Origin of the sequence: Streptomyces sp. NBC_01707 (assembly GCF_041438805.1) — a bacterium.
Lineage (GTDB): Bacteria > Actinomycetota > Actinomycetes > Streptomycetales > Streptomycetaceae > Streptomyces.
This window is the reverse complement of record NZ_CP109190.1, coordinates 9,438,020-9,461,565: the sequence shown is the minus strand read 5'-3', so window position 1 is coordinate 9,461,565 and position 23,546 is coordinate 9,438,020. Positions and strand designations below refer to the sequence as shown.

The following is a 23,546-nucleotide window of genomic DNA, read 5'->3' as shown; positions in this document are numbered from 1 at the left end:
CCAGCCCGAGTTCATGGTCTGCCCGCACGGCCCCTTTGCTCAAGCCTTCAACGGTCTCTCTTGCGCCGACGACCACTACGCCTCGCCCCGGTCATCGCGGTGTCGGCGGCGACAGCAGGGATGCCGATCGCCTGCCCCTCGCCTCGCGATGACGTTCCTCAGACACTGGCGAGCTGGCCAACCAGGACCGTGGTGACGCTGACGTCCCTCTGCCACCTGACCCTGGTCGCGGGCGTCAACCTCGAGCGCGTGCACTCCTCCGACCTGAAGCAAGAGGAAGCCTCTTAACCCGCCAGAGGAATTACTCGGCGGCCTCACGGCCGGTCGGGCTCGGCCCGGCCGGCAGGCTCTGGACCACCCGAACCACCCGCAACCTCACCGCCACCCTGGAACGGCTCCGCGTCGACCGACAGCTCGAAGAGGCCCTGCCTCACGACGCCGACCCGATTCACCTCGCGCTCGTCTTCGGCATCGACGAGAAGACCGCCATCCGCTATGCGGACTCCGCACGGGCCCTGCTGAACCAAGCCGCCGAACAGCGACTTCGGTGAAGTCTGCTTGGCTCGTACACGCCTTTGATGGGGAGCATGCCGTCAGGGCAGATTCAGCAGCCGGGGCCGATCGGCGGAGACGATGTCAGGGCGAGCGCGGCGATCCGCAGCTCGGCCGCCCACGTCCGCTGGTCAGACCCCAACGTGTACTCAATGCAGCACCCACATTGCGGGATCAGCCCTACGAACGATTGCTCCTCAACGGTTTCGACCTCCGTCTCCCACCAGTCATCCGTCGCCAGGTCGGCGGGATCGATTTCCCCGTTGATCAGCCTCGCCGCCAGCCGACGCAGCGCGTGGCGCCGTGCCAGGCCCGGATCAGGCAACTCGATTCCGGCCTCGGAGAGTGCTTGCGTGAACGCGTCGCGGATATCGCGGGTATCCGCGTTGCGAGGTCGCGGATATCGCGGGTATCCGCGTTGCGAGGCAGACCGGCAAGCTCGCGCAACATCGGGGTGTCCAGCCCTGCCGCGAGTGCCTCGGCAGCAATCATCGGTAGGTCCTCCGGCCGGATCTCATCCGCCTGGCAACGGCACGCCACCTCATCCAGAGACGTGTGGCCCGGCCCGCGCGCTGCGCGGGCCGGGCCGGGCCGCCGGCTTCCCTCTGCGCCGTCAGCCCTGGCGGGCCTTGTAGCGCGGATTCTTCTTGTTGATCACAAAGGCCACGCCCCGCCGGCGGACTATCTGTGCCCCCGGCATGGACTTCAACGAGCGCAGCGACTTACGTACCTTCATAACTCTGCTTTCCTCGTGCCGGATCCTGTCCGGACGCCGGCCTGTTGCTTCAGTAGTGGGCGAATGCCCCGCGGCCGTAGGGGCGACGACCCCCAAAGTCCCGGTGCGGAACGGGTGGGCTGCCGACGTGATCCCGACGCCGGTCTCCGGACAGGTGTTGCCGTCCTCCCACTCAATCGACCTGGCCGGGTCCGCGGCCGAACGCGTCAGGAAGGCGACGTCCACGCCACGGTCCCGAATGACGACCTGAGCGTGACGACGGGTCGCACACCACTACGCGCCATGAAGTCCTCCTCCCACCAACACAGCGGGATTGACCCGATCATGCCAGCTATGTGAGGTGTAACAGCCGACCCGACCACTCCATTCCCGCTCATTCCGCCACAGGCCGGGCGGGTGCGGAGAACACACTGGACAACCCCGCTCACCCGCAGGCCGACCTGGAACACCAGCTTCAAGGCGGTGCAGTTCCGCGCGGCCGTGGCGAACTTACGGCAGGTAGCGCTTCACCAGCCCATCCGCGCACGGCTCACCCCACTGACGTACCGGCTGTGGATTCCCGAGCCGGGCCGATCGAAGGTTGATGATCGTGAGTTCGCGCCATCGAGAGTGGAGCGGCACGGAGTACTGGGCGTCACAAACGGCGGATCACCGTCCGGCTACCGTTGCCCCGCATGACCCACACCGACATCGAGATCACGGCGGAGTTGGTCCGGGACCTGCGGCGCGACCAGCACCCTGACCCGACCGATCACCCCTTGAAGCTCGGCGCGCGTGGTTGGGACAACCAGCTGTGGCGGCTCGGCGACGACCTCGCCGTCCGGTTGCCCTGGGCGACGCAGACCGCGGACGCGCTGCTGCGCAAGGAACACGCCTGGCTGCCCGATCTCGCCCCGCACCTTCCGCTGCCCGTGCCTGTCCCGCAGCGCCTCGGTGAGCCCTCCGAACGGTTTCCGCGGCCCTGGATCGTCACCACCTGGGTGCCGGGCAAGCCCGCCGACCGCGCCCCCGCCACGCACGCTGTGGAGGCAGCCGATACCTTGGCCGCCTTCCTGACGGCTCTGCATCGACCCGCTCCCAGCGGGGCGCCGGACGGTCGTGACCGCGGAGGACCGCTGACCGACAGTGCCGAGGGGTTCGGCAAGATGCTCGCCTCGGCCACGGAGCTGCGACTGGTGCCCGACCCGGACGGCGTCCGCCCGGTCTGGGAAGAGCCACCGCGGCGCCCGACTGGGCGGGCCCTGCGCTGTGGCTCCACGGCGACCTGCATCCGGCCAACGTTCTCACTGCGGACGGCACCTTCTGCGGTGTGATCGACTTCGGTGATCTCTTTGCAGGTGATCCCGCCTGCGACCTCGCTGCCGCATGGATCCTGCTTCCGGACGGCGCCACCGACCGCTTCTATGGGGCCTACGAGCCGACCCCCGGACGCAGCGACCCTGCGTCGCGCCCGCGGCTGGGCGGCGGAAGGCCCTCGCCTGCATCCTCATCGGAGATGCCGACGTTCACGGCCGCCCCCGCGGCAAGCCCACCTGGGGCCCACCCGCCCACGCCACGCTGCGACGCCTCATCGCAACGGCCCGCCGCTGATCACGCCCTCAAACTTCGATGACAAACACTCAAGGCTCGCTGTCACAGGACACCCCCTCCCCCACGGTGCGCGCCCCTCGGCCCGACGGTGGAAACACGGCGCAGTGAGGGGCAGGCCCAGGCAAGCCGGTCGGCGGCAGACCAGTCGACGAGCGGAAACGTGGGACACCGTCGTCGCTGACGTCGCGTCCTGGCCACCGTGTTCCAGGACTGGGCAAGCCTGCCGCACGGTGAGCTTGCCCAGGGTCCTGTCGGGCTTGCCCGGCACGCGTGACCGGTCATTCCGCGGCCGTGACCGGCGACCGAACGTGTGACCGATCTGATCGAAGCCATCGGCCGAACCACACGTCACGGCGTGACCGATCCACCCACCCTGGGTGTCCGGAGCAGCTGGATCCCCGGCCCAACGGAACTCCAGCGCCCCCAGCGGTGGAGTGCCCAGGTGTGGCTACTCGGACTGTCCAGCCGCCCTTGGGTGCGACCCCCGACCGGCCCCTCCGGCGTCCAAACAGGCCAGGGCGGGCAAGCTTCCCCGAGGGCCTGCGGTCGTCAGGCTGGGATCGGGGGCAAACCGCCCCAGCGCAGTGCGTGGCGCATGGTCGCGGTCATCCACTCCATCGCCCCGGCGTCGGTCGGTTCGGTCATCCGGAACGCGGCGCTGATCGAGCGCATGCCGCCGTTGTGGCGGGAGGTGCCGGCCATGTACTCCCGGACGTGGACGCGCGGCTCTTCGCCGCACCGCTGCCGGCGGTGCGCGCCGGCGAGTAATTGTCAATTCCGGTGGATCGGTACTGCCGCCTGGTTATGCGCTGAGGTGTTCGTGGAGCATCTGCCAGGTTCCGGCGTTACTGACGAGCACGTTGGTGCCGCGGCCGCTTCCTGATCGCGGCTGGCCGTCGATGGCTCCGGTCCAGGTGAACCGGTAGCGGCATACCGCGTGGTCATTGCCGTGGGCGATCCACTCCAGGTCGTCGATCCGGTAGATCTCATCACGGATGGTGGCGAAGGTCTTGGAGATAGCGGAGAGGACGGCTTCGCGGCCGCGATGCGATCCGTCGGAGAACCAGTAGACGGCATCGCGAGCGATCAGCGGGACAAGCCGGGTGATGTCGTGGCTGTTGGTGGCCTGCTCGTAGATGCGGATGAACTCAGTGAGCGCGGCAGTGGGTTCAGGCATGGGCTGGTCCTCTTCTTCCTCTCGCGGCGCGACAAGTGGCAGGGGGCTATGGACGAAGCCGGCGATGATGACGCCGCATGCGACGATGCCTATGAGGGTGTCTGTCCAGGCCTGTACCGGGCAGGCCTCCGGTCCTGCGCATAGGCGAGCTTCGCGTTGCGTTCCGAGTGCTGGTCTTGCGGGTGAGCACCGCGATGACCAGGCCACGCGGGTGCAAGGTGATGTCGCCGGTCAGCGGTCCGGCGGGATCCTGAGGGCGCAAGGCATAGTGGAAACCGGTGAGCACCAGGGCCTTGTCCCGGGCGCCGTGGGGGTGTCGGGACAAGAGCGGGCGATCGGTACAGCCCCTCGGCGCCGACCGCCGGGGTGCACCACCGGCACGCAGGGCGCACCAATTCCAGGACTCCACGGTGCGCCACGTCATCAGCCGTGCGCGGCAGCCGGCAGGCACCCAACCGAAACCCTCGATCGCCTCGTATGTGGACTGAAAGGTCAAGAACCCTTACCGTGGACACATGGCGCGTCCCCGAAGCTTTGACGAGAAGCAGGTTCTGCAAGACGCGCGCGAACAGTTCTGGAACCGGGGCTACTCGGCCACATCGATGGACGACCTCATGTCGGCCACCGGACTGGGCAAGGGAAGTCTGTACGGGGCGTTCGGCGACAAGCGTCAGCTTTTCCTGCGCACACTCGACGACTACCGCAACGAGCAGCTCGACAGCGTCCGGCAGATACTCGCCGGACCGGGTTCGGGGCTGGAGCGCTTGGGCCGCCTCCTCGACGGCGCCGCCGCCGGTTACGCGAACGACCCCTGTCGGCGCGGCTGCTTCCTCGCCAACAGCACCTCCGAACTACACGGCCAGGAGTCCGAAGTAGTCTCCCGGGCCCGGGCAACGTATCAGGAGATACAGGACCTTCTGGCTGCTTGCGTGAAGGATGCGCAACGCGAGGGTGTTTTGGCCACAGGTGCCGATCCACAGGAGGTGGGCAACCTACTGCTCGCGGTTCTGCAAGGCATCGAGTTCCTCGCCAAGACCGACATGGATACCTCGGCCCTCGTACAGATCGGCCGTTCCGCGCTGTTGAACCTTCCCCGGCCCTGACTCACAACAGCCGAGTCGACGCGAGGCGCGATTGCGGTGCATTCAATCCCGTCGGCGATGACTGGCAAACACCAGCCCCAGGGGGATTGGAACGACGCCCTTCCTCGGCAGCACCCACCGCGGCAGCCCGCTGTCGAGCGGCCTGGCCTGTCGGGTCGGCACTGCTGTCGTAGCGCCAGCTGCTGGGCGGCCCGCAGCGCGGTTCCCGGGTGTCCAAGGTCTTCCGCAATGGCTTTCGTAAAGGCCATGCCCGGTTGAAGAGGGCAGCCAAGTCGGACAGAAGCTGCGATCGCATCATCGCCCGACGCGTGGTCGGCAGCCACCACACGTGACCGTCCGGGCGAATTGCTGCGGTGCGTCAGGCACCGCCCCCGCCTTGCCGCGTCAATTCGACGTGCCTGGTCCGATCACTCGGAGTACGCCTGGGCGACCTTGAGCGTGTCCTCGTACAGGTACAACTTGACGATCTTGTCGCCCGCTACCTGGAAGTACATGGCTACGGGCATGCGGTACGTCCTGCCCGTGCTCTTCGCGACACGCGTGAAGTGCCCGAGCATGACCGCGCGGTCACCGTCGACGAGTAGCGCTTCGACCTCGTCGACGTTCTTCTCGGGAACGATGTTCGACCCCAGCGTCCGCAGATAGTCGGCCACCTCGCTGCCCTTGGAGCGCCGCCCGGTCCAAGGGAGGGACTCCGATCCGGGGACATACCAGTCGATGTCGTCGGCGAAGACCTCTGCGACCTTGTCCGGGTCCCCTCCGGCCAGTAGGCCGAAGAATCGCTCAACGGTGTCACGCGTGGTCATGATCAGTACCCTCCGAAGCGGGGATAGGGGCTAGTAATCCCGGGGAGTGCACAGAACCGCACGCCGCATCTGCAGCGCGGGAACGACACACACGGAATAAGAAGGGGCGGCGGCGACGCCCCGAAACGTTTTGGACCGCACGGTCAACTAAAGGAGATATGGACCGCTAGGTCAACAACTTCGGAGGGTGACACCTCCCACAGGGACCGTTGGCAACCCGGTGATCGAGGGCGCACGATGCGGGACGGCTCTTGGAGCCTCAAGACCGGGTGGCGGAAGCCGTCGTCGGCGTTCTCGTAGCCGAGGGCGGCCGGCGTGGGGACATACGGAGTGGCGGCTCCAGGGCCCCTCGCTCCCCGCTGGTCGCGACCGGTGCAGCAGGTTCGCTGCCCTGACCGCGAGGATGGGGCGGGGGCGCCATCGAGCAGACGGGCATCCTCCGAGCGCCCGTCCGCCTTGGCCGCCGCCTTGTCGACACAAGCACCGATGCCGCATCCGGGTACGGCGCCGGCTCGACGACCCCAGGACTGCAAACCGCCTCGGGCGTTCAGCCCATCCGACTCGTCGCACATTCCCGGTCACCGGCCCCTGGCCCGTCCAGGGAGCGCGGACGGCCGGGGCGAGAACTCAGCCTCGCCCCGGCCTGTGACCTTACGGTCGGTTCGCCGCTTGCGGCGGCACCTGTCAGCGCAGCGTGTACGCCGTGGGGAGGGTCTGCCTCACAGTGTTGCCCTCGCTGTCGGTCGCGCTGATCCGCAGCCCGACGCCCTTGGCGGCCTGGTCCCGCCGAGGGTTCTTGATCGTCGTGGTGAAGGTGCTCCTTCCGGTTGCCCTGGTGGTCGCCGGGCGCCAGGTCCTGCCCCCGTCGAAGCTGGTCTCCGCCTTCAAGGAGCTCACCTCGGGCGCGGTGGTGATGCGCTCCTGGTAGTAGCCGACGACGGTGATCTCGTGGGTTTCCCCGGCCTTGGCGGTGTTGTCCAGGGCGAGATCGAAGTCGTAGCGCAGGAAGATGAGCGGCTCCGGCCGGCACGCCTCCTTGTTGCTGCCGACCACGTCACCCATGCACGGGCTCAACTCCGGGGCGTCACCCTTGGCCGGCTTGGCGGAGGTGTACTCCCACACCGTCCTGACGTCGTTGGTCTTCGCCTCGAACGTGTACCGGGCCGACTTCGCCGGCAGGTCGTAGGAGACGAGGTCACCGCCCTTACAGCCGGAGAGCGCCAGCATCCCTGCGGCTGCGAGCACCATGAGGGCCCCCCTGCGGCGCCGTGCCGATGGCACACCGGTGTTCATCGTGTTGGTCTCCTTAGCGGTTTCGAGTGCCTTCACTGGGTCGCGTAGCTGAAGTCGGCGAGGTGCTCCGTGCGACGCTCGATTTCGTCACCGGACGCGTTCAGCAGCCTGAAGTCGCAGGTGGAGTCGAGGTTCGGCAGGGTGGGCGAGGCAACCGGCCCGCAGGCCGGGACATCGGCGAAGTCGTGCGAGATGAGCTCGTCGTCGACGATGCCGATCAGCGCCTGGCGGCCGCCGCCACTGCCCGTCAGATAGACCGTGGGGTAGAAGGTGTCGCCCTGTCGGCACCCCGAGCACGGTCCGGCCTTGACCGTGAAGCCGGACTTGGTCCGCACCTGCGGCACGGCCCCCGGTACGGCCGGCCCCGCGTTCCAGTGGATCTGGTTCCTGCCGGTGAGGACCATGTCGTTCACCTCGGTGCGGTTGTGCGCCAGGAAGGAGTCCGCTCCGTGGTCGGCCCAGGAGGCGGTGAACCGGCTGATCGCGTCGTCCTGCCGCTTGACGAAGGTGGTCATGGTCTGCCGCGTGGAAGGGTGCGGCAGAGACACCTGTGACGTGGTGGGGGTGGCCCGGAATTGCTGCATCCAGCTCAGCTGGTGGACCTCCCCGGGCCGTGCCGCGTGGAAGGAGAGGTCGACCCGGTCGAGATCGCCCTTCTCGACCTGGTAGGCGTTCGGCCGGATCTGTCCGTCGTCGTGGTACCTGGCGGCGTACGCCCTCGGCACGACGCTGCCGCCGAGACTGATCCCGACGTGCGACCGGTCGGCCTTGATCCGCTTGATCAGGCCTTCGGCCTGAGCGTAGGGCACGGTCACGATGGGCAGTGCGGCGTACCGCTGGACCGCCGGGCAGCTCTGCGGGCCGTCCGCACACTGGTCCAACGTCGAGGGGCGTCCCAGCGAGGTGAGGCCCGGCGCCGCGACCAGCACGCCGACGGCGCCGGCCGCGGCAGCGGCAGCCACCCGCTCGTCCCGGAGCTTCGTGAAGTCGCAGGTGTCCTGGCAGATGTCGGTCGGTGTCAGGAGTACGAGCTTGCCCCGGGCGTCGACGTCTGCGAGTTCGGCGGCGGATCCGGTGCCCGCGTGGACCACCGGCAGGTGTCCCTTGATCGGCAGCCGGGGAACCGGAATCGCGGCTTCGCGGAAGCTCGGATCCCCGTCGTCGTTCAGCCACATCTGCGTCTCGGTGAGCGCGGCGTCCGGAGTCACATAGCGGGCCGAGAGGCTGGAGGGGGCACCGCCGCCGATGGCCTGCATGGTGACGACGGGAGTCGTTCGCGAGCTGTAGAAGTCGTGAGTGAAGGTGCCCTCACTCACCTTGCCCGTGGACAGCACCCACCAGTTCGGCTCGCCGGCCTTGTAGTCGGCCGAGAGCGTGGTGCTCATCCCCCATGCCCCGGTCGCAGAGACCCGGTCGACGACGTCCGTCGCGTTGTAGGTTTCGGTGGACTCCGGGTACTGCACGCGCAGCGGCTTGGCCTTGCGCAGGTCCAGCGTCACCGTGGTCGCCTTGGTGAGGCTCACCTCCGGTGTCATCGGGGCGGCTTGCTGCCACTCGCCGGCCGCGTCCCGCCAGCTGACGGGCATCTGCACCGCATAGGTGCCACGGAAGAGCGACTTGGTCATGGTGTCCGTACCGGATTCGACCACCGGGCCCGCGTGCAGGTGGACTTTGTTGTCGACCGGCATGAACGTGGCGGTGCCGTAACGGACTTCGGTGGCACCCGCCGGCGCGACGACGTTCAGGGTCAGCGGGAACTTCTGGGCTTCGAGGAAGGTGTGGATCCCCGAGCTCAGCCGCACCGCGCCCGCATCGTCCCGGGCGGTCAGCAGCCCGTTGTAGCCGCCGAAAGCCCCGTCGGCGCTGCCGAGCACCCTGCCGTCGAGCGTCACCGATACCTCGGCGGACCCGTTGGCCGGGACGACCACCTTGTCCGCACCGAGGGTGAACAGGCCGGCCGCAGCAGGCCGGCCGTCAGCGAAGGAGACCGGCATCGTGAGATGCAACGTGAGCGGCTCGTCGCCGCGGTTGGTGTACGTGATCTTCTTCGTCACCGGCGAGTGCGGGAAGGCCAGGCGGCCGAAGTTCAGGTTCCCCTTCGGGACGATCCGCGGATTGGTCGCGGTCGCGAGGTCCACTCGGCCGGTGCCCTGGGCGTACATGTCGTGCCCCAGGTCCGTGGCGGTGTCCATCAGCAGCGCCTTGATCTGCTGACCGGTCAGCTCCGGATGCTGCTGGGCGACGATGGCTGCGGCGCCGGCCACGTGGGGTGTGGCCATCGAGGTCCCGTCGGCCGAGGTGTAGTACTGGTCGACCGGCGTGCCCATGGTCGTGCCTGCGGCGCGTGCCGCGACGATGTCGACGCCCGGAGCCGCGATGTCCGGCTTGGCGGCGCCGTCCCCGATCCGTGGTCCGCGGTTGGAGAAGTCGGCCATCTCGCCGTTCTTGTCGACGGCCGCCACGGTCAGGGCATCGTCGGCGGAGCCCGGAGCGACGACCTTCTGGGGGACGAAGCCGGAGTTCCCGGCCGCGACCACGAACAGGGTCCCGGTGGCGCGGCTGAGCTCATTGAGCGCCTGGCTCATCGGGTCGGTGCCGTCGGTGGGCTCACCGCCGAGGCTCATGTTGACGACCTTGGCCCCCGAGTGGGCGGCCCAGTCCATGGCCGCGATGATCCCGTCGTCGGGGCACTGCCCCTTGTCGTCGCAGACCTTGCCGACCAGGAGCTTGGCCCCGGGGGCGACTCCCTTGCGCAGCCCCTTGGACGCGGCGCCGCTGCCGAGGACCGTGGACGCCACATGGGTGCCGTGTCCGTGCCCGTCCTTGGCGCCCGTGGGACTGCCGGTGAAGTCGACCTGCCCGGCGATGCTTCCGGACACGTCCGGGTGGGTGGCGTCGATACCGGTGTCCAGCACCGCCACGGTCACGCCGGTGCCGTCGTAGCCGCGTTCCCAGGCGACAGGCGCGCCGATCTGCGGCACCGACTGCTCGAGGTCGACCTTGGAAAGGCCGTTGAGCCAGACCTTCTTGACCCCGGCCAGGGAGCCGGCGGACCGGGCGGCGGCGGACTTGGAGTCCGTCTTGCCCCGTACCCCCTGCCACCACCGTCCGCTGTCGGCGATGTTCATCGAGCGGCCGTTGATGCTCGGGAGCGACCTTCCGCCCGTCGCCCCGGCGACCTTCCGCGTCTTGTCGGCCCCGGCCGCGTCGGTGTAGGTGACGAGCACCGGCACCGCGTCTCCCTTGCCCGCCGCGACGAGCGTCACCAGCTGGGTCAGGTCGAAGAGACCCCAGTCGAGCAGTCCCTTGCCGACCATCGCGAGGGCGTCGTCGGGCACGAGGTACATCTGGCCCTGGCGGGTGATGGTGTGGAATGCGACCGGCGGTCCATCGGGCCGCGCCGCGCTCTCGATGTCGCGGACAACCGGCTTGCCGTGGTCGTCGACGCCGACGTGCACCTTGTCGCCGGTTATCAGGGTCACCGGGACGGACCCGCCGGACGCGGAGACGATCCGCGCCAGGTCGTGGTCGGCGATCACCGTCGGGCTCTTCGTCTGTACGACACCGGAAAGCGGCATCTGCCGGGTCGGCTCGGCAGCGTATGTCGCCGTGGTGGACGCGACCATCCCGAAGACGGTCAGACCAACGGTCACCGCGCCCAAGCGTCTACCGAGACGCTTCCTTGCGCTTCGCCTCATCTATGGGTCTCCTGTGAATGAATGAGTGGAATATCGGGGGATGTTCGACGTGGAGGCGTGCAGAACGTCGGCGATCGGATTCCCGGTACGCGCGAGGGCCCCTTGCCCTCTCCAGCGGACTGGGTCGGGTGGCGCCTCGTGCCACCGGCGATCACGGTCTGACCTGGGCCTCCGCGCTAGAGCGGTTCGTACTCGCCGACAGCGGCGGCATCACCCGCGTCCTCGGTGGTCGGGGCGTCTGCCGGGCCGGCCTGCGGTCCTGCCGGTACCGGTTCGTCCTTCGCACGGCATGCCGAAACGGCCGGGCCATCTGCCGGTTCGGGCGTCAGCGGTTCTGCGGGCAACATGGGCACGAGTGTGCAATCGAGCCGGGTTCCGGCTCGATTGGTCAGATGCGGGAATTATTCGCTCGCTCGGGCAGGCGCTTTTCTTCGTCCGCGGGCGACGGCGGTGGAATTTACTCGTCGGCCGCCGGCGATCGCCCCTGCTCGCCGGTGAGGCCCAACTCCACGACTCTGATGGCGAGCGCGGTCCGCGACGTCACGCGCAGCTTGCGCATGGCTGACTTCAGCTGGCTGGCCACGGTCTGTGTCGACACCACCAGCACCTCGGCGATCTCCCGGTTCGTCCGGCCACCGACCAGCAGGCGGGCCACCGCCAGTTCGCGCGGGGAGAGCCGGTCGCCGTAGCTTGGCCGGCCCCGGCCTCGTGCCTGGGTCTCCCACCCTCGCCCGTTCAGGAACCGCGCCACCCGGTCGGCGTCATTGTGGGCGCCGAGGGCCGACAACCCCCGCAAGACGTCGGACAGTACGGGCAGGCCGACCTCGTGCCGACCGTCGGCGAGCAGGCAGTGGGCGTGGTGCTCCCGGGCGAGCAAAGCGTCGTACGGGCGCGGCAGACCCTCCCATGCGGTGGCCGCGCCGGCGAACAGCACCGCGGCGTCGGCGAGCCGGCCCTCGGCTTGGGCCAGGATCGCGCGGCACAGGACCAGGGACGCCTGCGGCGCCTTAGCGTCCTTGTCGCCCACGGCATGCTCGAAGGCGGTCACCAGGTCGGCGGCGGGGCCGAGCCGGCCTGCGGCCACCAGAGCCGCGACCCGGACCGGGGTGACCTCGACGGCGCGGGGCCAGATTCCGGTGCCGACGGTGCTCTCGCTCGGCCCCTCGGTGAGGCGGAGCGCCTCGTCGACGTCGCCGTCGCGCAGACACAGTTGCGCCAGCGCAGCCGCGGCCTCGATGCGTTGCTGGTCGTCTCGCCCTGCGAAGCGCAGTCGCTCCTGTGCTTCCTCCCGGTCACCGGCGGCGGCCTGCAGCAGGCCCGCCACGAGGGCTGCCTCGCAACGGTCCTTCAGCCGCACCCTGTCGTCATCGTTGACCAGCCGTGCCGCCCGATCGGCCAGTCCAGCCCAGGCACCGGTGAACCAGTCGAGGTGGGCCTGGGACGAGGCGATGCTGTCGAAGCTGTCCAGGAGCTCGTAGCGCTCGGCGAGTGCCAAAGCCTTGGCCAGTCGTTCCCCCGCCTCGTCGTACCGTCCCCACCGCATCGCCTCCTCGCCGACGTTCGTGTGGCCCGCCGCGACGATGGACGCCGCCCGGGGATCGACGGGTTCGTCCGGGATCTGCAATGCCGCGGTCCACCCGGCCTCCTCGCCGAGCATGAGCAGCGCGAAGGCGCGCTCCACGGACAGGAGCAGCCGGTGGTGGGGCGCGATCGACATTGCCACTGCGGGTGCCTCGTGCAGCCACCGCAGATGCTCCGAGACCGGCCGTGCGTTCCCGAGGGGCAGGGCGAGGAGGGTACGCGCTCGCGCCGCCTCCAGTGCGTCCGGGGCGAGGTGGGGCACGGCTCTCAATATCTCGAGCCGGCCCGCTTCGATTTCTCCCGCCACCATGAGCACCCGGCCGATCTGGAAGCGGACCAGTGCCTGCTGTTCCGGCGTCAGCGCCTGGATCCCGAGGGCCGACTGCAACGAATTGATGATCTTCGAGTACGGGTCGGAGCCGGACAGCGCCTGGAACTGAATCTTCATCACCAGTCGTACCAGCGGCTCCGCCGGCAGGGCGACGCTCGTGACCAGGCTGTGCAGCAACAGTGCCGCAGTGGCCACGTCACCGGACTGCGTGGAGAGATCGGCCGCCTGCTCGGTGTACCGGCACGACGCCTCGACGTCGCCCGCCAGCCGGAAGTGCCTCGCCAACTGCGCCACCGGCTGCAGCGGTCGGCCCTCCAGCGCCCGGCCGGCACGCAGGTGCATGGCACGCCGTTCATGGGCCGGCATGGCCTCGTACACGGCGTGGCACGCAAGGGAATGACGGAACGACCACTGCCCCGGCCCGGCCTCATGCAGCAGGCCGCAGCCCAGTGCGTCGGCCGCCTGCGCAGTGAACCGGTCTTCGGGCAGGCCGGTCACCGCTTTCAGGGTCACGTAGTCAGCCGGGCCGGAGAGTACCGACACCGCGTAAAGGACCGTCCGGGTATCGTGCGGGAGCCGCCCGACGCGTTCAAGCATGGCGTCGCGGATCGTGGGCGGCACCTCGATGCGGTCCAACCGGCGCCGCGCCCACCCGCCGTCCTGGCGAATCAGGTCGGCCCGGTCGTGCATCAACCGCACGGACTCCTCCACCGCCAGTGGTATGCCTTCCGTTCGTGCATGCAGGAAGGCCGCGAACTCGGCCGATACATGGTCGTCGGCCAGCATCGAGGAGACGAAGGCGGCGGTTTCGGCGATCCCCAGCGGCTTCAGCGTCAGCCTGACCAGGTGCGCGTCGGCCGGCAACCGGGAGGTGAGCCGCAACAGCAGCGAATCGGGCGGCACCTCCTCCCGGCGGTACGTCACCACCACGCTCACGGGCTGGGGCCGGCGTGAGACCAGGAACAGCAGGAACTCCAGGGTCGCCTCGTCGGCCCAGTGCACGTCCTCAAGTACCAGCACCCCCACGTCGAGTCGGCTGAACACCTCGACGAAGGCGCGGAACAGCCGGTGCCGGGCCGCGGTCGCATCCTCCAGCGGCTCCGGCGCCGGAGGCAGGTCGTCCGCCCACTCGGGGAACAACGGCCTCAGCGCACCGCCCAGGCCGCTGAGCCGCAGCCCGGACACGCTGCCGACGCCGTCGCGCACGGCATCCACGACCGCGCCCAGCGTGTACGGCACGCGCAACTCCGGGCAGGCACCGACCATCGCGCGGCACCCGCGCTCGGCCTGGGACTCCAGGAACTCCCGCAACAGCCGGGACTTCCCGATGCCCGCCTCACCGTCGATCAGGACCACGGCGGGCGGTTTCCCGAGCGCTGCGCCGAGCGCGGCGACCTCCCGGTCCCGCCCCACGAACCGCGGTACGGAAAGCGCTGGAATCGGACTGGCATCGGTACTGGCCCGTCTGACCAACGCGCGCCCCCTCGGTCGATCACCGCTACGCCAGTGCTGAACTGTAGCCGCACCGGCGCGCGGGGCGGTGTCGCCGTGACCGCCCATCAGGCCATGGCCGAAGACCTGCCCGGATCCGTCGTCGGCCTTGTCCGTCCGCCTGGGGCGTCGGGGCGGTGTCGCCCGGCCCCGTCCCAGCATTACGTCATGCAGTAGGTACTGGTGCTGCCGCTGGGGCACGGCTATGGCCGAGTACGGGCTGCGGCACGAACCCGGCCTGATGCGGCACCAGTAGGGCTTTGTCAGGTGGTGTCGTAGGGCTGGCATGCGGAAGGTGCACCAGCGGAAGCCGTCACGACGTCACCCAACTCATGCCGCTCCTGAACGCTGTGCCCGCATTCGCGGCCCGCGGGTCGATCGCGGCTACGACTTCGACAAGTACCGCCGTCTCATCCGCACCCGTGGGATCACCCCGATGATCGCCCGGAGCGGTACCCCGCACCGCTCCGGGCCGGGAAAGACCCGGGTGGGTCGACAAGCGCACCTTCGCCCGGCTCCACCAGTTCAAACGACTCCGCATCCGCTACGAGACACGCACCGACCTCCACCGAGCCCTGCTCCAACTCGCCTGCACCATCCTCTGTTTGAGACGACTTCGAACCTCATTCTGAAACGATCAGTTACACCGTCACGTGACAGTACCCTTGGACGAGGCGCCGGGCCTGCCGGCGCCGAGTCGCCAGCAGGGTCCGCAGGGCGGACGGCAAGCGTGCCGCCAAGGGCGCTGCGGATCGTCGACCTCGGGGCAGGTGATCATGCTGCCTGCAAGGGAAACGCGGGCCCGGCTGCGGCGCTCGGGCGACGCGCCGGGAGGGGGCCCTGTGATGACGTTTCGCTGCAACGCTCATCAGCTCGCGCCACACATTGCCTTGAGCCGGGTGCGGACGATCCGGCACCCTTCCTGTTACCGTTCGCCAACCCCAACGGGGAGTCAGGGTGATTGAGGAGCTCCGCGGGCGGGCAGCGACCGGGACCCCGTACCTTCTGTACGAAGTCTGTTTGCCGCCTGTACGCCTTCTCCATGTCTCATGGCGGACGGCTGTGAGCGTGGCGGGTGCGATCCCGTATGCCCACCGCCGTTTGCATGCTCCCGCACTTTGACAACGTTGTCTTTCCCTCGACGGTGCGTGCTTATCACGATGCTGGAGACGTTTGTGCCCATCAGATCCCATGTCCTCACGCCTCGCGTGATCCTTCCGAGACCCGCCCGCAGGCATCGTCGGCAACTGCGCACGGCAGTCGCCACGCTGCTCGCCGGCGCGCTCGGCTTCGCCACACTGGCCGGTGGCGTGACAGCCGCAGCACTGCCCGTCCCGACCACATCCGCGGGGTCCGCAGGGACATCCGGCGGCGCGGACTACACGAAGCTCGTCGACCCGTTCGTATCGACCGCCGGCGACGACGGCAACGACCTGCCGGGCGCGCAGGCGCCCCACGGTCTGGCCAAGGTCAACCCGCTGACAACTCCGAACCGCAACCACACCGGGTACGACTACAACGAGGACCACATCGCCGGGTTCACCGCGACGAACCTCGACGGCGTCGGCGGCTCGGGAGGCGGTGGCGACCTGTTGGTCGTCCCGACCTCCGTGCAGTACGACAAGCGCCCTGCCCCCAGCACGTACGCGCACGCGTACAGCCACGACGACGAGACCGCGACGCCCGGCCACTACGGGGTGGGGCTCGGCGCCGTCTCCGGAACCGGGTCGTCGGTGAAGCAGGACTCCGGGACCATCGACGCGGAGATGACTGCGACAACGCGCACGGCACTGCAGCGCTACAGCTTCCCCTCCGGGTCGGATCCCGAGCTCGTCCTCGACCTCGCGAACAACTTCACCAGCCGCACCCGCTCGACCATGAAGGCGACGACGCTCCCGGACGGGACCACCTCGATCGCCGGGCTCATCGCAGGATCGTTCAACGGCGCCTCGTACCAGCTGTACTACAACGCCACCACGAACGCCCCCGTGACCTCTCTGAAGAGCTGGGGCAACGACGGCAAGCTCAGCGACGCGACCACGCAGGACGGGTCCGACACCGGCGCCGTCCTCGGGTTCGACAAGTCTGCCGGGAACGACATCGAACTGCGCATCACGCTGTCGCCGATCAGCGCGGAACAGGCCGCGACCGACCAGCAAAACGAGGTGGGCGACCTCACCTTCGACCAGGCGCGCGCGCAGACGAAGGCGGACTGGAACCGCGCGCTCGGCGCTGTCGCGGTGCGCTCCTCGGCGAAGTCCGACCCCGGGTCGACGCTCACCAAGGAGTTCTACACGCACCTGTACCGCATGTACGCCCTGCCGGTGAACGCCACCAGCACCAGCGGCACGTACCGCGGCGCCGATGGTGCGGTGCACAAGGCGAACGGGTTCACGTACTACGACGGCTGGTCCACCTGGGACGACTTCCGTAAGTACTCCGTCGAGGCCTACATCGACCCGGCCACCTACCGGGACATGATCCAGTCGCTGATCGAGCTCTTCGCCGACACGCGTACCTCAGGCAAGAGCCTCGGCGGCATCACCCATTCCGTGCCGACCGTGCGCTGGGAGCGCTCGGCCGTGCTGGTCGCCGACGCGCTGTCGAAGGGCTTCAAGAACTTCGACCGGCTGGACGAGGCGTACCCGGCACTGCTGTCCTACTCCGGTTACTACACGGGGGCGCAGTTGCGACAGGGATACGTCACCGGGGATCCCGGTACGACCGTCCAGCGCGGCTACGACCAGTGGGCGCTGTCCGTCATCGCCGACGCGCTCGGCAAGAGGGACGACGCGAAGAAGCTCCGCACCCGGTCGACGATGGCGATCGACAACCTCGTGAAGTCCGGCGCCTGGACCGCGGCCGACGGCACCGAGGTCGGTCTGCTCACCCCGCGCGCCGCGAACGGCGACTGGCAGAGCGCCGATTACGAGAAGTTCGAGGCGGCAGGCCTCTACCAGGGCACGCTCTGGCAGTACCACTGGTACGACGCGTACAACATGGGCGGCCTCATCGAGGCCATGGGCGGCGAGAAGGCCGGCAAGGCCGCGGTCAGGCACATGTTCGGCGAGGACTCCAGTGTCGACGACGGATCGACCATGCTGCACTCCAACGCGAACGAGATCGACCTGCAGGCCCCGTACCTCTTCAACTACGTCGGTGAGCCGAGCCTGACGCAGAAGTGGGTACGTGCCATCTACACCGGCACGACCTGGAACCGCTACATCGCGACGGGCTCCACGAACGAGGCGCCCAGCTCCGGTGGCCAGTTCACCCCGCCGGTCAAGACCCAGGTCTACAAGCTCTCCCCGAACGGCTTCCTGCCGACCATGGACAACGACGCCGGCACCATGTCGACCATGTTCGTCGGTGCCGCCCTGGGCCTGTTCCCGGTGACTGCCGGTTCCAGCCAGTTCCAGATCGGCAGCCCGTTCTTCGACTCCACGACGATCACCTACGCCAACGGCAGCCGGTTCACGGTGAAGGCCGACGGCGTGTCTCCGAGCAACTACTACGTGCAGAGCGCGACCCTCAACGGCAAGCGGTTCGACAACACGTGGCTCGACTACTCCCAGATCATCTCCGGCGGGACCCTGGACTTCACCATGGGTTCCAAGCCCTCCCAGTGGGGCGCCCACACGGAGCCCGCGTACTCGCTGAACACCGACGGCGGCGACACGGGTGACGGTGACGCGGGAACGGGCAAGGGCGACACCGTCGTCTCCGCCCACCCGGGCACCGTCGCCACCGCCGAGAACGGCACCCTCGACGACAGCGTGAAACTCACCCTGGACGGACCGGCGTCCTTCGCCGCCCGCAAGGGAACCAGCCTCACCAAGACCGGGGCGGCGACCGTGACCGGCCTGCCAGGCGGTGTCACGGCGGACCTGCGCGTCAGCGGCTCACGCACGGCGACGCTGTCGCTCACCGGCACCGCGAAGGTCGACGCACGCTTCGGCATCACGTTCCACGACGCGGCCTTCGCCCACGGCGTGCGGGCCTCGACGGTGAGCGGCACCGGGATATCCCCGACCGACCCGCTCGTCATCTCCGCCGCCGCAGCGCACCGCAAGGCCCTGGGCGCGCTCGTCGACCAGGCGTCCCTGGTGCGCAGTGGCAACTACTCCGACGGCTCCTGGAGTCTGTTCCGGTCGGCGCTCGAACGCGCGCGGACCGTCCTCGCGGACACCACCTCGGCGACGGGCACGATCATGGCCGCGGACGACGCGCTGCACTCCGCCATCGACGCGCTGACCATCGACGAGGGCGGTTACGCCGTCCTGCAGGCCGAGGACCCCGACGAGAAGGAGGGCCCCAGCCTCGTCAGCGAGCGGAACAACTCGGACGGCGACCTCGGCGGCGTCACCGAGGGATCGTGGGAGCGGTTCACCAAGCTGGACTTCGGCGGCGTCGCCCCGCGCAGCATCTCCGTCCGCTACGCGAACTCGCAGGCGACGAACGCGAAGCCGAGCAGTGTCGACATCCACGCCGGCGCCGCCGACGGCCCTGTCGTCGCCACCGTCCAGCTCCCCGGAACCGGCGGCTGGCAGTACTACACCACGGTGCAGGCCGCCGTCACCGACCCGGACGCCCTGCTGGACGCGAAGAGCGCGACGTTCGTGTTCCACGCCCCGGCCGGCCAGCAGTGGGTGTCCAACTTCGACTGGCACCAGTTCTCGCCGTACGAGGTCTCCTCGTCGCCCTCGACCACGCTCACCACGCTGACCGCGGTGAACACCACCGTGACCGGCGACGGCTCGCTCCCGCTCAAGCTCACGAGCGGCATCTTCGAGAACGTGACGAACGGCGCGTGGGCGCAGTGGAAGGACACCGACCTCCGCAACGGCGCCGAGACCGTCACCGTCCGCTACGACAAGCCCCAGTCGCGCGCGGCGTCGGACTCGCACATCGAACTGCACCTCGGCTCGAAGGACGGCGCGAAGAAGGTCGACATCCCTCTCGACTACACCGGATCGGGCTGGGGCACCATCGCCACCACGACCGTGCAGCTCGACCCGAACGTCTTCACCGGCGTCCAGGACGTGTACGCGGCCTTCGTCTCCGGCACGCACACCGCCGCCCAGCCCTACGTGGGCAATGTCTACTCGCTGACGCTGTCGCAGGACGCGGGCGCCCCCGTGGGGTTCGACGCCACCGCGTTCCGGTCCCACAGCGGCGGCGGCCTCAAGAGCGAGCCGGTCGGTTGGACCGGCTCGGGTTCCACCACCGACCTCGGCGGCACCTACGACGGAGCGTGGGTCGACTACGGGGACATCGATTTCGGTGACTCCCCGAAGAGCACCGTCACGATCACCTACGTCAACAACTCCGCACGCTGCGGAACCGGGTCAGCCGTCCAGCTCTACCTGGACTCCTTCGACGCGGCCGACCCCGGCACGCCGTATGCGACCGTGCCGCTGCCGGTCACGGGTAGCGCGTGGTCCTCAGGAGGGACGACGAGCCTGACGCTGCCCAAGGCGATCACCGGCACGCACGCCGTCCACCTGCGGCTGACGACGAACCCGGACTCCTCGCACCCGTACGTCGCGAACCTGGGCCGGATCACCTTCAAGCACGTCGAGACGCCCGCCGTCACGGACAAGGCCGCCCTGCGGAAAGCGATCGGCCAGTACGAAGGGCTCTCCGGCGACGCGGAGCGGTACGACGCGATCGACTTCGGTGTGTACCGGCGCGAACTCGACGCCGCACGCACCCTCGCCGACGCCGAGGACGCCACGCAGGTCGAGGTCGACACACAGACGCGCAGCCTCACCCTGGCCGCCAACCAGCTGGTTCCTCTGCCGAGACTGAAGCTGGAGGACCTGGTCGCGACCGCGTCGGCCCTCGCTGACGACCGCTACACGGACGCGTCGTGGAGGGAGTTCACCGCGGCACTCGCCGCGGCGAAGACCGCGGTCGCGGACGGCACGTCGACGGACGCGACCCTCACCGCACGGTACGACACGCTTCACCATGCCCTGTCCGCACTCATCACAAAGCCCAGGACGGTGCCGGCCGCTCCTGACGCGGTGTCGGCGACCTCGTCAGGCACGAGCCTGACCGTCGCCTGGTCCGCACCGGAGGACACCGGCGGCTCGCCGGTCACCGGCTACAAGATCACCCTCAGCGACGGCCACCAGATCAAGATCGGCGATCCGGACAGCCGCAGCACGACGTTCACCTGGCTGCGGGCCGGCAGGTCGTACACGGCACGCGTCCAGGCGGTGAACGCGGTCGGCACCTCCCGGCAGAGCGCCGCCACGGCACCCGTGGTGATCGGTGGCGGCACGCCGCAGAAGCCGGCCGTGACGGATGTGATCACCGACGGCAAGCAGGTCCGCGTGACCTGGCGGGCGGCCGGCGACGGCGGTTTCCCGGTCATCGGCTACACCGTCGCCCTCGGCGACGGAACCACCGCGCACGTTCCCGCCACGACGGACACGGCGCTGCTCACGACCGCGGGCAAGGCCAAGACGCACACGGCCACCGTGACCGCGGTGACCCTGGCCGGAACCTCGGACGACTCCGCAGCGATCGCCTCGGCGTCCGCCGCGGCGGACGCCTCCGACCCGGCGTACGAGCCGTCCCCCTTCCCGGACGACACGTTGAACGCGACCTACGCTTCGGACACGTGGCCGGGGACCGGCGACGGGAGCGACTACTTCTACGACCTGCTCAACGGTTTCGACGACCTCGGCTCCGGCATCCTCGGCGCCAACACCAAAGTGCCGCACGGCACCGCGCTCACTGCTGAGAACGACCGGATCGCCGTGCGCATCAACAACGCGGCGACGCAGAAGGAGGTGGACCGGGCCGAGGTCGACGCCACGAACAGTTCCACCGTCACGATGGCCGACGGCCTCGGCTCCCGGCTCGGCCAGATCTACAACGACGCCCTGAGCGGCGGCCGGCTGCCGAAGACCAGTGCCCTGTTCTCCCGCGTCACGAAGGGCCTCGACAAGGGCGGAGCGGCGAAGGACCACTTCGGCTACCTGCGCCCGTACGTGCGGCTCGGGTTCGTCGGCGACGGCGGCGAGATCTACGAGTCGCAGGACGGCTCCTACGGCAGCCTCACCACCAGCGGCTCGTACCCCAGCGGCCACACCTACGGCGGCTACGAAGCCGGGACCATCCTCGCCACGCTCCTGCCGGAGCTTGCACCGTCGATCCTCGCCCGCACCTCGGAGTACGGGAACAACCGGATCGTCCTCGGGTTCCACTACCCGCTCGACGTCATGGGCGGACGCATCGGCGCACAGGCCACCGTGGCACACCGGTGGGCCGACCCCGACTTCGAGAAGCTGCTGACGCAGGCCCACACCGAAATGGAGAACGTGCTGCTCGCGCAGTGCGAGAAGGAGGGATACGGCGACACGCTCGCGGCCTGCGCGGGCGACTCCTACGCCGGTCTGAGCACGGCGCAGCACGTCGACCTGTACACGCGCCGCCTGACCTACGGGTTCTCCCAGGTCGGGAAGTCCGGGCAGGCTCTCAAGACGCCGGCCGACGCGGCAGCCCTGCTGATCACGGCCTTCCCGGGCTTCACCACCGAGCAGCGCACCCAGATCCTCGAGCAGACCGCGACGGACTCCGGGTACCCGCTCGACGTCACCGCGGACGGCGGAGCGAGCTGGGAACGCATCAACCTGGCGGCCGCGTTGGCGGCGAAGGTCGTCGTCAACACCGACGGGTCGGTCACGGTGAAGAACTTCTCGGACGCCACCAAGGCCGGTGTCGCCGACGCCAAGGCGATCACCGTCGGAGGCGTTTCGATCGACGGGTTCGACCCGGCCGTGTCCACGTACGTCGTGGACTGGCCGAAGAACAAGAATGTCCCGGCCCTCTCCGCCACACCGGCCCAGCCCGGCGCGCGGGTCAAGGTCACCGAGGGCAGTTCGATCCTCTCGTCGACCGGGTCCCGGTTCACCACCCGCACCATCAAGGTGACCTCGGCCAACGGTTCGGCCACCCGGACCTACACGGTCGGGTTCCAGCCCACGGACCACGATGCCCGGCCGGTCGCGGCCGGCGGCAACGGCGGTGACCGCACCAGCGGAGCATCCGACCTGTGGAACCGCGTAGGCAACGGAGCAGGGTTCGCCGGCGGCGCCGGATTCTGGGCGCCTGCGACGGAGTGGAGGCAGCCCATGTGGATCCCTCGCGGATAGCGCACACATGACCGTCGGACCAGCCGTGCCCTGTGCGACCGCGGCAGGATCCCGCTGACTGTCGGGAGGTGCACCACCATTGGCGGCCGGCCCCTCCGGGTGAACCACTGCTGTTCACCCGGAGGGGCCGTCGGCGTGACGGCGTGGCCGTTCACGGCGTTCCATCACCGGGTGCCGACGCGGCCGGTCGGGGAGCCCGGTCTCCAAGGCCCCCACCACCTGACCAGCGACGCACTCCGGACCCGGCCCCCTGGCGGGTGCTGGCACTCATCCACTCACGCGCAGGCCACCGTACCAAGGCCGGTGCCGATATCGAGACTGCTCGGCTTCAGACAGTCACCACGAAGATTGAGCCTGGCGACGTTGGCGAACCACTCGACATCAGGGGGCGCTCGACGCCTCCGGCTTGTCGCCGGAGCAACGAGCACGGCACTTGATGCCCCTGTGTCCAGCGCCGACATGCAGATGGGGTGTGGCGACAGATCACCGACGAGCAGGGCTCGACGGTTCGCCGGATCGGTCTCGCCGACAGCAGACTCCATGCGATTTTCAACGTTGTGAGTCACCCCCATGTACATGGCGCGGTGGACGTGTTGTGATGCCGCAAGCACGATTTTCAACGATAGAAAGCCGTGGACTGCAGCACGCTGTCGGCTCCAGCGTTCTGCAACCGGTGCGGCCTGGACAAGCCACCCGGCCGACGTGAGAACGGAGTTGCCCATGAGACCTCGGCAGGCGAGGCGACGATCGAGATCCCTGCGGAAGTGGATCGGTCTCGCCGCCGTACTGAGCACCGCCGCCATGACGTTGGCCGGTGCGGGATCCGCATCAGCACACGGCACGCACAGCCATCGAATTCCGACCGTCTCATCCGGCGACGCCCGCTTCGAGATTCTCTCGCCGACGCTGATTCGCTCCGAGTACGCGGGCGACAGGAAGTTCACCGACGCCCCGACATTCAACGCCATCGGCCGCGACGGTTTCACCCCGGCCGCCTACACAGCCCGGGAGTCCGGCGGC

Annotated in this window: 12 protein-coding genes and 2 pseudogenes; 4 read left to right on the top strand and 10 right to left on the bottom strand. The window is 69.0% G+C overall.

The window, feature by feature from the left end; genetic code table 11:
- Nucleotides 1-604 precede the first annotated feature (604 nt).
- Complete coding sequence (locus OG963_RS42300) at nucleotides 605-877, bottom strand: hypothetical protein (protein ID WP_371800192.1); 273 nt, start codon at nucleotides 875-877, stop codon at nucleotides 605-607.
- A gap of 288 nt (nucleotides 878-1,165) precedes the next feature.
- Nucleotides 1,166-1,288, bottom strand: a complete 123-nt coding sequence (locus tag OG963_RS42295; RefSeq protein WP_327128840.1) for a ribosomal protein bL36 — start codon at nucleotides 1,286-1,288, stop codon at nucleotides 1,166-1,168.
- 674 nt (nucleotides 1,289-1,962) lie between these two features.
- Here OG963_RS42295 and OG963_RS42290 point away from each other — a divergent pair.
- A pseudogene (locus OG963_RS42290) lies at nucleotides 1,963-2,878 on the top strand (aminoglycoside phosphotransferase family protein).
- A 549-nt stretch (nucleotides 2,879-3,427) separates the two neighbouring features.
- Here the strand turns inward: OG963_RS42290 and OG963_RS42285 are convergent.
- Both OG963_RS42285 and OG963_RS42280 read right to left on the bottom strand, forming a co-directional pair.
- Nucleotides 3,428-3,580 carry a hypothetical protein gene (locus tag OG963_RS42285; RefSeq protein WP_362275461.1) on the bottom strand — a complete coding sequence of 51 codons (153 nt, stop codon included), beginning with the start codon at nucleotides 3,578-3,580 and terminating at the stop codon, nucleotides 3,428-3,430.
- A 100-nt stretch (nucleotides 3,581-3,680) separates the two neighbouring features.
- Nucleotides 3,681-4,055 (bottom strand): DUF4440 domain-containing protein, encoded by a 375-nt coding sequence (locus tag OG963_RS42280; RefSeq protein WP_371800191.1) that lies wholly within the window; start codon nucleotides 4,053-4,055, stop codon nucleotides 3,681-3,683.
- Nucleotides 4,056-4,570: 515 nt separating this feature from the next.
- Between OG963_RS42280 and OG963_RS42275 the strand changes: the two genes are divergently transcribed.
- On the top strand, nucleotides 4,571-5,158 hold the full coding sequence (locus OG963_RS42275; protein WP_371800190.1) for a TetR/AcrR family transcriptional regulator: 588 nt from the start codon (nucleotides 4,571-4,573) through the stop codon (nucleotides 5,156-5,158).
- A gap of 407 nt (nucleotides 5,159-5,565) precedes the next feature.
- Here OG963_RS42275 and OG963_RS42270 read toward each other — a convergent pair whose 3' ends face one another.
- From OG963_RS42270 to OG963_RS42250, 5 genes are all read right to left on the bottom strand, one after another.
- On the bottom strand, nucleotides 5,566-5,964 hold the full coding sequence (locus OG963_RS42270; RefSeq protein WP_319740543.1) for a nuclear transport factor 2 family protein: 399 nt from the start codon (nucleotides 5,962-5,964) through the stop codon (nucleotides 5,566-5,568).
- A 684-nt stretch (nucleotides 5,965-6,648) separates the two neighbouring features.
- Nucleotides 6,649-7,212 (bottom strand): hypothetical protein, encoded by a 564-nt coding sequence (locus OG963_RS42265; protein ID WP_371800189.1) that lies wholly within the window; start codon nucleotides 7,210-7,212, stop codon nucleotides 6,649-6,651.
- A 77-nt stretch (nucleotides 7,213-7,289) separates the two neighbouring features.
- Complete coding sequence (locus tag OG963_RS42260) at nucleotides 7,290-10,910, bottom strand: S8 family serine peptidase (protein ID WP_371800188.1); 3,621 nt, start codon at nucleotides 10,908-10,910, stop codon at nucleotides 7,290-7,292.
- 221 nt (nucleotides 10,911-11,131) lie between these two features.
- Nucleotides 11,132-11,302, bottom strand: a complete 171-nt coding sequence (locus OG963_RS42255) for a hypothetical protein (RefSeq protein ID WP_319740540.1) — start codon at nucleotides 11,300-11,302, stop codon at nucleotides 11,132-11,134.
- 110 nt (nucleotides 11,303-11,412) lie between these two features.
- On the bottom strand, nucleotides 11,413-14,280 hold the full coding sequence (locus OG963_RS42250) for an AAA family ATPase (protein ID WP_371800187.1): 2,868 nt from the start codon (nucleotides 14,278-14,280) through the stop codon (nucleotides 11,413-11,415).
- Nucleotides 14,281-14,657: 377 nt separating this feature from the next.
- On the opposite strand from OG963_RS42250, the pseudogene OG963_RS42245 reads away from it, so the two are divergent.
- Nucleotides 14,658-14,990 (top strand): annotated as a pseudogene (locus OG963_RS42245) (IS5/IS1182 family transposase); the annotation flags it as partial.
- 528 nt (nucleotides 14,991-15,518) lie between these two features.
- Nucleotides 15,519-22,526 (top strand): glycoside hydrolase domain-containing protein, encoded by a 7,008-nt coding sequence (locus OG963_RS42240; protein ID WP_371800186.1) that lies wholly within the window; start codon nucleotides 15,519-15,521, stop codon nucleotides 22,524-22,526.
- A 275-nt stretch (nucleotides 22,527-22,801) separates the two neighbouring features.
- Here OG963_RS42240 and OG963_RS42235 read toward each other — a convergent pair whose 3' ends face one another.
- Nucleotides 22,802-23,494 carry a hypothetical protein gene (locus OG963_RS42235; RefSeq protein WP_371800185.1) on the bottom strand — a complete coding sequence of 231 codons (693 nt, stop codon included), beginning with the start codon at nucleotides 23,492-23,494 and terminating at the stop codon, nucleotides 22,802-22,804.
- Between the last annotated feature and the right edge of the window lie 52 nt (nucleotides 23,495-23,546).